Raw genomic sequence first — 12,683 nt, 5'->3', positions numbered from 1 at the left:
ATCATGAAAGCAGCAGTCATATATCATCCGGGCGGTCCGGAACAATTGATCATCGAAGAAAGGGCGATCCCTGAAGTACCAGCCGGATGGGTACTGGTGAAAATAAAAGCCTTTGGACTGAACAGATCGGAGCTGATGACACGGAAAGGGATGTCACCGGGTGTAGCGTTTCCCAGGATACTCGGGATTGAATGTGTCGGTGAAGTAGTACAGGATCCTTCCGGTGAGTGGACATCCGGACAAAAAGTAGCCGCCTTTATGGGGGGCATGGGACGGGTTTTTGATGGCGGCTACGCCGAATATGCCGTACTCCCCCAAGAACTCCTTTACGCATTTGAAAGTTACCTGGGCTGGGACATGCTGGGCGCTGTTCCGGAAATGCTCCAGACTGTCTACGGTTCCTTGCACCTGGCGCTGAAGATGGCAAAAGGAGAATCTTTACTGGTGAGAGGTGGCACCTCGTCCATCGGAATGCTGGCAATACAGCTGGCGAAAAAACAAGGTTTGACGGTTACAGCAACCACGCGTAAAGAAGAGAAAAGAGCCGCTTTATTAAAGAATGGAGCTGATAATGTGTTGATTGATGATGGTCATTTGGCAGTACATTCGAAGCAGGTACAGGCCGGCGGATTTGATAAAGTCCTGGAACTGGTCGGTACCACTACACTGAAAGATTCCTTACAATGTGCTGCTCCCGGCGGAATCGTCTGTATGACAGGCATCCTGTCGGAACAATGGTCTTTAACAGATTTTGCACCGATGGATTTTATACCTTCTACGGTTAGTCTCACCATTTACAGCAGCGGACAATACAGAATAGATGCCAATAGCTTTCAGCAGTTTATCCGGGATGTAGAAACCGGTGCTATCCGTTTAAGCATAGGCGGCATTTTCACCCTGGAAGAAATCGTAGCTGCACATCAGCTGATGGACAGCAATATAGCGAACGGAAAAATAGTAGTACTGCCACAACATTAATCTGAATGACGATGAATGCAAATGTATTAGCCTGGCATATAACAACAGATACAGCAACTGGTCAGTTTGCGACAGATGTACTGGACGGATTACGCCAGACGCCTAAAAGACTACATGCCAAATACTTCTATGATAAAGAAGGCGATCAGCTGTTCCAGGAGATTATGGCTTCTCCGGAATATTATCCTACCCGCTGCGAATTGGAAATCTTTCGCGATAAGACGGCTGAACTGGCCCAGGGGATGATTATGGGTGATGCATTCGACCTGATAGAGCTGGGCGCAGGCGATGCGACCAAGTCACAATACCTCCTGCAATATCTGATTGATAGTCACACCGATTTTACTTACATACCGATTGATATTTCCGGGCATATCCTCGCCGAACTACAAAACCGCCTGGAAAGGGAAATACCTGATCTCTCCATACACTGCCTGGAAGGTGAGTACCTGGCAATGCTTGATAAGGCGACGACCTTATCCTCCCACAGGAAAGTCGTCATGTTCCTGGGCGCTAATATCGGTAACATGGAACCCCGTGAGGCGGTTTCATTTTGCAGCAATCTGCAGGAACGACTTCAGCCGGGTGATCAGGTACTGATCGGTTTTGACCTGAAAAAGCATCCGCGGACCATCCGGAATGCCTATGATGATAGTGCAGGGATTACTGCGAAGTTCAACCTGAATTTATTGAAACGTATCAATCGGGAACTGAACGGCAATTTCATAACTGAACAGTTTGAACACTATCAGACATACGATCCGGTAACCGGTGCATGTAAAAGTTACCTGGTTAGTCTGAGTGAGCAGCAGGTGACGATCCACAATAATCATTTCAACTTTGGTCGGGATGAAGTCATCTATATGGAGGTCTCACAGAAGTACGCAATAGAAGAAATGACCACATTGGCAGGCAAAACAGGCTTCCGGCCTGTACATAATACCTACGATTCGAGGCACTGGTTTGCAGATGTCTGCTGGGAAGTAGTATAATTCATAATATGCTGATTTTAAACATGAAAGAACTGCTTATTCAATACAATGCTATAAGACAACATACCGAAAATATATGTATGCCCCTAGCAAGAGAAGATTATGTCGTACAACCGGTGATGGATGTTAGTCCGCCGAAATGGCACCTCGGACACAGTACCTGGTTCTTCGAAACTTTCGTACTAAAGCCTCACTTTACGGCCTACACGGAGTTCGATTCGCAGTATAATTTTGTTTTTAATAGTTATTACGAAACCATCGGAGCAAGGGTGATCAGAACAGATCGGGGCAACCTGAGCCGACCGTCCGTAGATGATATTTATAGTTATCGTCAGCACGTAAATGATGCCATGCGAACATTGCTTGCCGGACCATTGACGAAAGAACTTACCGGGATCATCACTTTAGGATTGCATCATGAACAACAGCACCAGGAATTATTATATACTGATATTAAATACATCCTAGGGCATAATCCATTATTCCCGGCATACAGTACTACATCTGTTTATCAAGAACCGGTAGTAGTAAATACCCGTTTCCTGACTATTCCCGCAGGGATATATGAGATCGGTCATCAGGGGAAGGACTTCTGTTTTGACAATGAGCAGGGCAGGCACAAGGTATATCTGGGTGAATATAAGATAGCTGATCAGTTGGTAACCAATGGCGAATACCTGGCTTTTGTAAAGGCAGGGGCTTACCAGGATTTCAGGTATTGGCATGCGGAAGGCTGGGATTGGGTGAAAAAGAATGATATCTCTGGCCCTTTATACTGGCACCTGGTGGGTGGCAGGCGAATGTGTTACACCTATGCCGGTTTACAGGAATTGGACCTGTCTGCTCCGGTATGTCATATCAGTTATTACGAAGCAGCCGCGTATGCTGCCTGGAAAGGACTGCGTTTGCCAACAGAAGCCGAATGGGAAATCGCGTCACAACAATTTAAATGGGGTGCGAGATGGGAGTGGACGAACAGCGCTTACCTGCCTTACCCGGGATTTACTAAAGCGCCGGGAGCCGTGGGAGAGTATAATGGTAAGTTTATGGTGAACCAGATGGTATTACGGGGTGCATCTGTGATGACGCCGGAGGGACATAGTCGTCATACATACCGGAATTTCTTTCACCCGCAGCATCAATGGCAATTTACAGGCATCCGCCTGGCAGAATAGTGAAACATGAGCTGATAAGAAAGGCCCGCCTACAGCGGGCCTTTCTACTATCAAAGCCTAAAAACATAGCGGGTCTTTTAAGTTCGTTAACCGATCTTCACGGAAGTCATGGTCAATGAACCTGCCACCGCTTTGTCATTGAAGAAAGAGAGATCGTCTTTACTGCCTTTAAGTCCCAGTGAGTATATCAAAGGGAGGTAGTGATCCGGCGTAGGGATTGCCAGCATGGCTTCCTTACCCAGTTTGTCGTAGTTGATAAGCGCTTTATGGTCGCCCTGTTGGATCAGGTCTTTGAACTGGTCATTGATCTTACCCGCCCAGTCATAGGCAAATTGTTCATTCAGTCTGTCCCAGGCAGCCATTCTCAGGTTATGCACCATATTACCACTACCGATGATCAGGACGCCTTTTTTGCGGAGCGCAAACAACTCTTTTGCCAGATCGTAATGATACTGTGGAGGTTTGGTGTAATCGATACTTAGTTGCAGCACCGGGATGTTGGCGTGTGGGTACATATGGCGCACGACGGTCCAGGTACCGTGATCAAGTCCCCAGTCATGGTCCAGTTCCACCTGGGTGGAGTGGATCAGTTTAGCGGTTTCTTTTGCCAGTAATGGATCGCCGGGTGCGGAATATTGTACCGCAAAGAGTTCCTTCGGAAAGCCGCCGAAGTCATGTATGGTCTTTGGGAAGTCCATAGCCGTAATTCTCGTACCTCTGCTCAGCCAGTGAGCAGAAACAACCAGGACTGCCTTTGGCGCCGGGATTTCCTTGGCCATCTGGGTCCAGCGACGGCTGAATTCAGTATCCTCGATACCATTCATGGGTGATCCGTGCCCTATGAAGAGCACAGGCATCATATGTTCTTCTTCCTGTAAGTTATCTGTGAAGTTTTTAAATGCGGATAATGTTGTCATACTTAAAGCTCCTACTGCTATCGATTTAATAAAATTTTTCCTTTCCATCTGAAACAGTCGTTTGTAGCCATGGAGGGAGCTGGAAATCATGTATATATGTAATCACAGGCGCCCTGTCCGGCCAATTGGATATACAAATTTAACCCTAAGCAGGCGCTTATCCATTGCTTTGGAGCAAGAAATTGGAGGAGCAGGTGAACCAGGCTTATTGGTGATATCTTAATACCCGGGTTGATACCTGCATTTATCGGCGCGGGACATCCCGATTGTCAGGTAGCGGCTGAGATGCCGTTGTATGACAAGCCGTCTCCGGAGCTTTTGTATTTCATTAATACGCCGGGGACTTAATGCTTTATCTTCCAGATCTTATCAGAAGCCGGCAGGTATTCCGGTAAGGCAGCAGATCCATACCAATTATACAGTTCTAACTCAAAAACTCCCGCTTTGACAGCCGGGTCAGTTTGCAATAACTCTTTTGCTGCATCGATAGTGCCTACATCTTTCAGAATGAAGATCCCGCGATAGGTCTTGTCATTCTTTCCCAGCGGACCGGCGACAACCAGTTTACCTTCTTCTACCAGGCGGTTGATATTATTCATATGACCACGGAAAAGCTCCTGCAGTTCGTTTTTATCGGCTGTCTGGTTAGTGCCTGTTTTCAGGATTGCCAGGATATAGCTTTTCATCCCATAATCATCGGAGCCTAATTTCTCGGCGAGTGCCTTGTCATATTGAGGATTCGCAGTAGTGGTATCTTTTACACCTTCGCCCCCTTGTTTAAACATCTTAAACGTTTCTCCCTTGCCTTTACCATCAGATACTTCCACCTGTATTTCGCTATCGCTTATTCTTTTGTAGACCAGTTTTTTTGGGAAATCATGCGTCGGATTCTCAAAGACAAGTTCCGCACCTGCTTTAATTTGTTTAAATGACACACTTTTACCACTGTTTTGTCTGACTACGGTAGCGGTGTAGGTCAGCATATTGTTTTTGCTGGTCAGATCCAGGTATTCGGAGACTTTCATGTTCCCCTCCTTTAATATATAAGAGAAGCCCTTTAGAGTCTGGAGATTGAGACTGTCCCAATGTTCGTACAGGGAAGTGTTTTCCTGTTTCCAGGTGCCTTTCAGAAAGGAAGGAAAGGTAGATTGGGAAAAAGTCTGGTGTACCAGGAGGAGGAGCAAACTGGTGAGGATGTATTTCATGGTAGCTGCTTTTGTGGTAACGTGTCTTAGTAGTTACAACTGTCCATATCGGACACGCTGTATATCAGCTAAATTAGGAAAAATAAAACGAAGCAGGAATGGGTTTGCAGGCCGGCAGGTATCTTAGTGTATACGGAATGCCAGACCGGCATTTCCAAAATAGTTGTGTTCCTTGGTAAAGATCGTATGACCAAAGGCAAGATGTACGAGCAGGTCAGATGTGATATGATACAGCACTCCGCCATCTGCATTATGTATTGGGGAATCTCCTGTTGCATATTGTGCAAAGTATTCTCCAAAGACAGTAAACCGGTCAGTCAGTTCATATTTCAGATCTCCGCTCACCTGCCATATCCAGCTTTTTTCGAAGGCTTCCTGTTTGTATGAACCGTTGGCCGTCACAGTTAGCTTATCCAGCTCTTTTTCCAGTACAAGGGTGACCTGAGGCGACCAGTATCCATAATTGCCGCTGTGGGATGTAATGGGAATGTGCAGATAGGATATCAATGCGATATCAGGAAGATGTTTTTTATCTTTCAGTAGCGATATCTTTGTGCTCAGCGCCAGCGGATACTGTCCCTGTGTGGTCTCTGAAATAAACAGATCCCTTTCCTGGCCTTGTTCTACCAGTAACCTGGCCTCTAAGTTTTTAAACAGTCCGTATCGTAGCAGGGAGGATGAAATAAGGGCCGTTTTGCCAGCGCTTAATTTGTTATAGTAAAACTCTGTCTCCAGTTGAAGGGTCTTCTGCTCAACGACATTGGCGCCATCTGTCTGATCCGGGCGATCTGTATTAATTTTGTCCTGTGCTTTTGTAACAATAGAAAATAGCATAGCTCCGACTAATAATAAGCCTGCGATAAATTTGTTCGTCATATACAATCCGGGTTCTTATCCTTTAATGATCATCAGGCAATACATATACCATGCCTGGCCCTGCTATTATAAACAGGGTCAGGCAATAGTGGCTTTGGATCGGAAGCGCTATCAACGTTTTTTAGCAGCCATTTTTTTTGTTATCAGTACCGCAGCTGTTGTAACAAGTGCGGCAACCGCCAATTTCTTTATTAACCCTGCACGATTGTACTTCCATTCCGCATTCCAGCCTTTTTCTGCAAAGATGTTGGGGACGTGTCCCTTTTTGAGGTCATCTGCAATCCCTTCTACAACATTTACGCGATCTGCCAGTAACAAAGGAAGCCAGTGGAGGTAACTGGATTCGCTGTGTTTAAATGCATACCTGCGGATTTTACCACTCCATCCGGACGGTGGACAGGAAGTACCAAAGACAGCGCTCACTACCGGACGTTCATTGGAATGAAGCACTTCTGCTGTAATGGGTTGTTGCACCGGCCTTTCCCAGTTCAGCCGCTTATGATCATCCCCGGTATATTTTTTTATTGGGTAAGTAGGCTCATTATCAGGGTCTGCATCAACGCCCCAGCCTTTGATATGCGAGAATTTCTTTTCTAAATCCATAGTTTCATATTTTATTGTCTTGCGGACGGTGGAATAAGAATCGGTTTAATACAGTTGTCCAGCTTAGCAGAGAAAATGTGATACGCATCTGCCACTTCCTCCAGCGGAATACGATGAGAGATGATCGCTTTAGGATCAATGTAGCCCGATCTGACGTGTTCTATCAAACGGGGAAGCAGGCGCTTTACAGATGCCTGATTGGCACGTATCGTAATTCCTTTGTTGACGACATTCCCGATAGGGACCAGGTTATCCGTCGGCCCGTAAACCCCGACAATCGACACAATACCGCCTTTTTTTACTGAGTTGATGGCCCAGTGAAGCGCTGTAGCGGAGCCAGCCTGTAACATCATCTTTTTTCCTGTAATTGTCTGCATAGCATTCCCCGCAGCATCGCTACCTACCGCATCTATACAAACATCCGCGCCAAACCAGTCGGTAATCTTCTTCAGGAAAACAACAGGGTCTGTCATCGACCGGAAGTTGTATGCCTCACATTGCGCATATTTACGTACAAAATCCAGCCGGTATTCAAGATGATCAATTACAATGACCCGGCCTGCACCAAATAACCAGGCGCATTTTGCTGCCATAATACCAACCGGACCCGCACCAAATACCACCACGGTATCACCCTTTTTAATACCTCCCATCTCAGCTGCCTGATAACCGGTAGGCACGACATCTGTCAGTAGTACGGCGTCATCAGGATGCATGTCTTCGGGGATGATAAGCGGGCCCACGTCCGCATAAGGCACACGTACATATTCTGCCTGACCGCCGTCAAAACCTCCTGCAGTATGAGAGTAACCGAAGATACCGCCCACTGCGGTGGCTTCCGGATTGGATTCATGACAGTTGCCATACAGTTCCTGTTTACAGAAAGCACACTTGCCACAGGCGATGTTAAAAGGTACCAATACCTTATCACCCACCTTTAATTTCTGTACATCGGAACCAACAGCCTCCACAATGCCGATAAATTCATGTCCGAAGGTAGTGCCGACACGGGTATCCGGTACAAGCCCATGATACAGGTGAAGGTCTGATCCGCATATGCAGGACCGCAATACGCGCACAATAGCATCCTCAGGATGTTGTATCTCCGGTTCCGGTTTCTGCTCTGCACGGACCCGGAAAGGTCCTCTGTAATTCATTGCCAGCATAAGTATCTTTTAATGTCAGTAATAGTCACTGCATAGCTACCCGGATGCAGCAGACAGTATTATAAAAAGCCGAAAGTATGCCGGAACATTGGGGTGGACATTTTAGCCGCCAGTGCTGATAAAGTGAGGTTTTAGGTCTCAAAAGGGAGGTATAGCCGTTTATTATCAGCTACATAATTGAACAGCAGGCAGCAGATACTGATTGGCACATTTTTTCCTCACAGGATATAAAACAGATAATATGCAGACAGATAATAATAAACCACACGCCGTACCTGCCACTGGTAATGCGAGCAATCCTTCTCCGGAACAGGAGAATACACCCGGAGAAGGATTGATAGACAGCAAAGGGGAGAAGTACCTCAAAGAAGGTGCTAATATTGAAGATATGCCCGATCCGCAGGAAGACGAGGAAGCTATCCGGGAACTCCGGAAGGAGGACTGATTATGCCGCCTTACGCTTTCCCTTTCGCAGGAGGTTTCTCTGCATGATCTTCTGTATAAGTGTTTTCAGCCTTGATTTGTAATCAGATACCAGCCAGTCCGTGTAATTCTTCGTGACCTTACCAAGGCATTTCCCATATTGCTTCACACGCCACTGGATTTCCTGTTCCAGTTCGTCCGCCAATGCAAGCGCCTCAGGAATAGCATCACTGTTTTCAATACACATCATGGCCTGTTGACGGATAGCGTCCCTTATAACGACCATCGGCTTCTGACCATCGGCTACCGCCTGCTGATGTGCAGCCTGTATGTCAAATGAAAATTGCAATGTATTAGGGAATTTTGAACGGATATCAGATGCAATGACATGTCCCTCACTGGCAACCGGGCTATGCAATCGTTCGGTATATAACTCAGGTTGGTCAAAAACAAGCTGCCAGTCTACCGGGGCATCCCATTCACCAAAACGGTCAATATTATTGCCCAGATCGATGATCGTAAAAGTCTTCTTTTTAGGCAAACTCCTGGAGCCTCTTCCGATCATCTGGTGATAAAGCGTCAGCGAAGTAGTAGCACGGTTCAGTATGATAGTCTGTACAGAAGGTTCATCAAAACCTGTTGTAAGGATAGACACGGAACTGAGGATCGCGCCTTTCGTCTTTTTAAACCATTTAAGGATCTCTTCCCGCTCCGTAGTTGACTGACGATTGTCGAGATGTCTGGCAGGGTAGCCCGCATCCTGAAACAGTTTACAGACATTCCTGGAAGTGAAAATACCATTATTGAAAATTAGCGTCTTCTTGTTTTTAGAATGCGTCTCATACGTGTGCAGGAGCAGTTCAAGCATCGCTTTCGAAGAATATAATTCATCGGAAGTACTGATGGTAAAATCTCCCTGATTACCTGTTTTTAGTGAATTCAGTTCCACGTCATAGCGCCAGCTGGTTGGTTTGGCCAGATAACCCTGCTTAATCAGACGACTGATACTTTCCCCGATCACCAGTTCATGATAACTCTTATTCATGGGAAGCTCAGCATTCGAACTTAACGGAGTAGCCGTAACACCGATGACTACGGCGTTCGGAAATTTACTGAGCAATTTCTGAAAAGCATTGTGATGAGCCTCGTCGATAATGACAAGACCAACGGAAGAAGGATCGAACAGCCCCTGTTTAAGACGGTTGCGCAGTGTTTCCACCATGGCTACATAACAGTCATGTGCCGACTTATCACGAATCCGTCTGACGGTACTATTGATGATCTTGTTGCGGATATGCATTGTCTTCAACGTCGCCGCTGTCTGGTTACACAGTTCAATCCGATGGGTCAGCACGATCACTTTCCGGTGATGGTGCGTGACATACCATTGGGCAATTTCCGAGAAAATCCTTGTTTTTCCTCCACCAGTGGGTAACTGGTAGAGTATTCTTCGACCGGCAGGCGCCTGTCCGAGTTTTTCAAAAAGTATATTAAGGTCGCGTTCCTGGTACGGGTATAAGTTACCAGGCCTGCTCACACGTGCATCTTGTCCCATAATTGTTCCCTCTTTATGATTGTCTTGCCTCCTTCACGTGAAGGCTGTTATACTTCCTTATCAAACCTGGGGCCAACGATGAGACAGGTAAATATTGTGTGAGCAGCCTGTTATCTGTATTTATTCGTTCGTCAATACCTTTTCGTAAGCCCTTCTCGGCGATCCTCTGAAATACACCTCTCCACAATAGATATACCCGCGTTTTTCAAAGATCTTCATCATCGCAGGATTGTCGAAATTGGTGTCTGCTTTTACACTATATACCTGGTTTTCAATGGCATAATCTTCTACAAACGCCATGATTTTTCCAGATAAGCCTTTCCCCAGCTGCTCCTGTGCAATTGCTACCCGGTGTACCACGACAAAGTCTTCATTCGTGAGCCATTTCCCTTCAATACCCGCATAAGCCGGTTCATCGTTGATCAACACGGCCGTATAACCGACGACTGTATCATCTTCTGTCAACACGAACCCAATGCCTGCCTCGATGTCTTTCCGTACAACATCCGGATTGGGATAGCCGTCCTGCCATTGTTTACTGCCATCTTCTTTTCTGCGAAGGATTGCTTGCTGCAGGATGTCCCATATCCGGGATTGATCTGTGCTAAGGGCTCTTCTAAATGCGTATGCCATTTTTCTTAGTCTGTTTAATGATGATACAACACAAAATTATATTGATAAAAGCCAGCGTGCAAAAGATATAAAGAAATACCGATACGCTGAACTGCTGGATCAGCCAGCCTGTGATGAAGGGCGTCAGCGCCTGTGCGATCAGAGGCATCCGCGCCAGTTTGGAAATAATCAGTGCATACTGTTTCTGCCCGAAGATCTCCAGCGGAAGTGTGCCCCGTAAAATTGAACGCATCCCGTTACCCATGCCCAGGATAATTACTCCCGAGATGGCAACGATGGGCGCTGTGGATAACAACAGAATACCCGCCATAATCGCTATGCCTGAGATGACGGCTGAGAGTAAGGAAGATTTCCGGGAAACCAGCAGCTCCAATACCCTGACACCTGCCTGACTGGGACCAAGGAATGCCACCGTACCAATGACCGCTGTCATGGACATACTTTTATCCGACAGGATATCAATAAGGTGTACGATGATGCCGGTCGTCACTACAGCGCCGATGGTAAAATGAACCAGGAGCAGATAATATAACTGTCCTTTTAGTATTTCCCTGGATCCCTGAAGTGTATCCCTGACCACCGGTCGTTTGCTGTGTGTGTTGCCCGGCTGCCGGAATACAAAGTTGTACAGGGGGAATATCGTCAGCAGCAACATCGCCGCGTAGATAAAACAGACTGTCCGCCAACTATAAGTATCCAGCATCAGGGACAAGAAATACCAGGAAATTGAAGGCGCCAGAGAAGCGATCAGGGTTACCTGTACAATAACCTTTCCCGTGCCGGGACCGTATTTCTTGCCAAGAGAGGCAAATAAAGCATCATACAAACCCATTCCCATGGAGATGCCGATGATGGTCCAGCTGAACAGGTAAAGCACGAAGTGCCGCGAAAAACCCATGAGTATCAGTCCGCAGGCCATGGTCACACCGGCATACTTTAAGATATAATTCTTATCATAAGCGTCGATGATACGCCCTATCCGGGGAAGTACCAGTCCGGAGATCAGCAGGGCCAGCGACAAGGCGCTGTACACCATCTGATACGACCAGCCGGTTTCCTGCATGATAGGTTTGGACAAGACCGATAGTATAAAATAAGACCCGCCCCAGAGCAGGATCTGCGCAATCCCCAAAGCCGCATTGTTTGTATAGGATGGCTTTGCAGTTTCCGATGGCATGATAGCACTTTCCATAATTCCTGCTGCAAAGTTTGCGGAAATGTCTACATTGGCAAAACGTTATTTTTCGATGCGGGTCATCGATAAAACCGATTCTCTATGGAGCTGAGACAACTGAGATATTTTCTGAAAGCAAAAGAACTGATGAACTTCACAGAGGCGGCACATAGTCTGCATATCAGCCAGAGTACCCTGTCGCAGCAGATCAAACAGCTGGAAGACGAGCTGCATACACCCCTGTTTAACCGCATCGGGAACAGGATCGTATTGACAGAAGCAGGAGCCTTGTTTGCCGATTATGCCTCTTTGAGTATAAAAAAAGCCAACGACGGACTGGCCCTGATACAGGACCTGAATGCGCTCAGTACCGGAACGATCTCAGTAGGCGTGAGCTATGGTCTCCGGAATATCTTTACACAGGCATTGGTGCGTTTCACAACGGAATTCCCGCAACTGAAAGTCAGGGTTATTTATGGTGTGTCCGACCACCTGATAGAGATGCTGGATCACTTCGAACTGGACATGATCCTGATTTTTAAGGACTTTATACCTACGTCTCAGTTTAAGTCAGAAGAACTCTTCAGTACTCCCATGAGAATGATCACCGCAGCAAAATCGGCCTTAGCCCGTAAGACTGCCGTTACCTTGCGCGAAATAGCAGATTTGCCATTGGTATTAGCCACCCAGGGATATAATACCAGTCATTTTGTAGGACAGATGTTCAAAGGACTGGACCCGGAATTTTCTATCGAAGTCAATGATATCCTGACCATGCTGGACCTGGTGAAGACGGGTAACTGGCATACGGTCCACATAGAAACGATTATTTCAGGGAATGACGTTGTAGCCATCCCTATAAAAGACAAAAATGTGATCCGTACCGCCACGATTATTTCCCTGAAGGATGCTTATGAAAAGAATGCCATGAAGAAGCTCAGAGCGATGCTGAAAGAAGTAAAGATCTGAGCTGTTCATACCTAAAA

Annotated in this window: 13 protein-coding genes; 5 read left to right on the top strand and 8 right to left on the bottom strand. The window is 46.5% G+C overall.

Translation table 11 applies throughout. From position 1 onward, the window contains the following. The first annotated feature begins 3 nt into the window (after positions 1 to 3). Genes CPIN_RS22070 through egtB form a run of 3 tightly spaced genes read left to right on the top strand, consistent with a single transcriptional unit; the run spans position 4 to position 3,145 of the window. Positions 4 to 978, top strand: coding sequence for a zinc-binding alcohol dehydrogenase family protein (locus tag CPIN_RS22070; protein WP_012792060.1), 975 nt, complete (start codon positions 4 to 6; stop codon positions 976 to 978). Between the two features lie 11 nt (positions 979 to 989). Continuing rightward, the gene (gene egtD / locus CPIN_RS22065) at positions 990 to 1,970 is read left to right on the top strand and encodes an L-histidine N(alpha)-methyltransferase (protein ID WP_012792059.1); all 981 of its coding nucleotides are present in this window, start codon (positions 990 to 992) and stop codon (positions 1,968 to 1,970) included. 8 nt (positions 1,971 to 1,978) lie between these two features. Next, the gene (egtB, locus tag CPIN_RS22060) at positions 1,979 to 3,145 is read left to right on the top strand and encodes an ergothioneine biosynthesis protein EgtB (RefSeq protein WP_012792058.1); all 1,167 of its coding nucleotides are present in this window, start codon (positions 1,979 to 1,981) and stop codon (positions 3,143 to 3,145) included. Positions 3,146 to 3,231: 86 nt separating this feature from the next. On the opposite strand, the gene ygiD is transcribed toward egtB, so the two are convergent. The 5 genes from ygiD to CPIN_RS22035 all read right to left on the bottom strand — a co-directional run bounded on the left by ygiD (position 3,232) and on the right by CPIN_RS22035 (position 7,912). After that, positions 3,232 to 4,110 (bottom strand): 4,5-DOPA-extradiol-dioxygenase, encoded by an 879-nt coding sequence (gene ygiD / locus CPIN_RS22055; protein WP_012792057.1) that lies wholly within the window; start codon positions 4,108 to 4,110, stop codon positions 3,232 to 3,234. Between the two features lie 296 nt (positions 4,111 to 4,406). Beyond that, on the bottom strand, positions 4,407 to 5,267 hold the full coding sequence (locus tag CPIN_RS22050; RefSeq protein ID WP_012792056.1) for a DUF6265 family protein: 861 nt from the start codon (positions 5,265 to 5,267) through the stop codon (positions 4,407 to 4,409). Positions 5,268 to 5,390: 123 nt separating this feature from the next. Continuing rightward, entirely contained in the window at positions 5,391 to 6,143 is a 753-nt protein-coding gene (locus CPIN_RS22045; protein ID WP_012792055.1) for a transporter, read from the bottom strand. 111 nt (positions 6,144 to 6,254) lie between these two features. Next, the gene (locus CPIN_RS22040) at positions 6,255 to 6,746 is read right to left on the bottom strand and encodes a hypothetical protein (RefSeq protein WP_012792054.1); all 492 of its coding nucleotides are present in this window, start codon (positions 6,744 to 6,746) and stop codon (positions 6,255 to 6,257) included. Positions 6,747 to 6,757: 11 nt separating this feature from the next. Next, positions 6,758 to 7,912 (bottom strand): zinc-dependent alcohol dehydrogenase, encoded by a 1,155-nt coding sequence (locus CPIN_RS22035; RefSeq protein ID WP_012792053.1) that lies wholly within the window; start codon positions 7,910 to 7,912, stop codon positions 6,758 to 6,760. Positions 7,913 to 8,153: 241 nt separating this feature from the next. Here CPIN_RS22035 and CPIN_RS22030 point away from each other — a divergent pair, with 241 nt between their 5' ends. After that, positions 8,154 to 8,357 carry a hypothetical protein gene (locus CPIN_RS22030; RefSeq protein ID WP_012792052.1) on the top strand — a complete coding sequence of 68 codons (204 nt, stop codon included), beginning with the start codon at positions 8,154 to 8,156 and terminating at the stop codon, positions 8,355 to 8,357. On the opposite strand, the gene CPIN_RS22025 is transcribed toward CPIN_RS22030, so the two are convergent. The 3 genes from CPIN_RS22025 to CPIN_RS22015 all read right to left on the bottom strand — a co-directional run bounded on the left by CPIN_RS22025 (position 8,358) and on the right by CPIN_RS22015 (position 11,715). After that, the gene (locus CPIN_RS22025; protein WP_012792051.1) at positions 8,358 to 9,890 is read right to left on the bottom strand and encodes a DEAD/DEAH box helicase; all 1,533 of its coding nucleotides are present in this window, start codon (positions 9,888 to 9,890) and stop codon (positions 8,358 to 8,360) included. Positions 9,891 to 10,010: 120 nt separating this feature from the next. Beyond that, positions 10,011 to 10,523 carry a GNAT family N-acetyltransferase gene (locus CPIN_RS22020; protein ID WP_012792050.1) on the bottom strand — a complete coding sequence of 171 codons (513 nt, stop codon included), beginning with the start codon at positions 10,521 to 10,523 and terminating at the stop codon, positions 10,011 to 10,013. Further along, entirely contained in the window at positions 10,507 to 11,715 is a 1,209-nt protein-coding gene (locus CPIN_RS22015) for an MFS transporter (protein ID WP_044219421.1), read from the bottom strand. Before CPIN_RS22015 ends, CPIN_RS22020 begins: the two co-directional genes overlap by 17 nt. 84 nt (positions 11,716 to 11,799) lie before the next feature. On the opposite strand from CPIN_RS22015, the gene CPIN_RS22010 reads away from it, so the two are divergent. Beyond that, on the top strand, positions 11,800 to 12,666 hold the full coding sequence (locus CPIN_RS22010; protein ID WP_012792048.1) for a LysR family transcriptional regulator: 867 nt from the start codon (positions 11,800 to 11,802) through the stop codon (positions 12,664 to 12,666). Positions 12,667 to 12,683: the final 17 nt, after the last annotated feature.

This window comes from Chitinophaga pinensis DSM 2588, assembly GCF_000024005.1.
In the GTDB taxonomy this organism is placed as follows: domain Bacteria; phylum Bacteroidota; class Bacteroidia; order Chitinophagales; family Chitinophagaceae; genus Chitinophaga; species Chitinophaga pinensis.
Note: the sequence above shows the minus strand (reverse complement) of the source record. Positions and strands in the feature narration are given on the sequence as shown.

Coding starts and splice junctions, on each gene's coding strand:
- CPIN_RS22020 (WP_012792050.1), bottom strand. CDS start 10,523: ATGGCATACGCATTTAGAAGAGCCCTTAGCACAGATCAATCCCGGATA.
- CPIN_RS22050 (WP_012792056.1), bottom strand. CDS start 5,267: ATGAAATACATCCTCACCAGTTTGCTCCTCCTCCTGGTACACCAGACT.
- CPIN_RS22070 (WP_012792060.1), top strand. CDS start 4: ATGAAAGCAGCAGTCATATATCATCCGGGCGGTCCGGAACAATTGATC.
- CPIN_RS22025 (WP_012792051.1), bottom strand. CDS start 9,890: ATGGGACAAGATGCACGTGTGAGCAGGCCTGGTAACTTATACCCGTAC.
- ygiD (WP_012792057.1), bottom strand. CDS start 4,110: ATGGAAAGGAAAAATTTTATTAAATCGATAGCAGTAGGAGCTTTAAGT.
- CPIN_RS22040 (WP_012792054.1), bottom strand. CDS start 6,746: ATGGATTTAGAAAAGAAATTCTCGCATATCAAAGGCTGGGGCGTTGAT.
- CPIN_RS22010 (WP_012792048.1), top strand. CDS start 11,800: ATGGAGCTGAGACAACTGAGATATTTTCTGAAAGCAAAAGAACTGATG.
- CPIN_RS22035 (WP_012792053.1), bottom strand. CDS start 7,912: ATGCTGGCAATGAATTACAGAGGACCTTTCCGGGTCCGTGCAGAGCAG.
- egtB (WP_012792058.1), top strand. CDS start 1,979: ATGCTGATTTTAAACATGAAAGAACTGCTTATTCAATACAATGCTATA.
- egtD (WP_012792059.1), top strand. CDS start 990: ATGAATGCAAATGTATTAGCCTGGCATATAACAACAGATACAGCAACT.
- CPIN_RS22030 (WP_012792052.1), top strand. CDS start 8,154: ATGCAGACAGATAATAATAAACCACACGCCGTACCTGCCACTGGTAAT.
- CPIN_RS22045 (WP_012792055.1), bottom strand. CDS start 6,143: ATGACGAACAAATTTATCGCAGGCTTATTATTAGTCGGAGCTATGCTA.
- CPIN_RS22015 (WP_044219421.1), bottom strand. CDS start 11,715: ATGGAAAGTGCTATCATGCCATCGGAAACTGCAAAGCCATCCTATACA.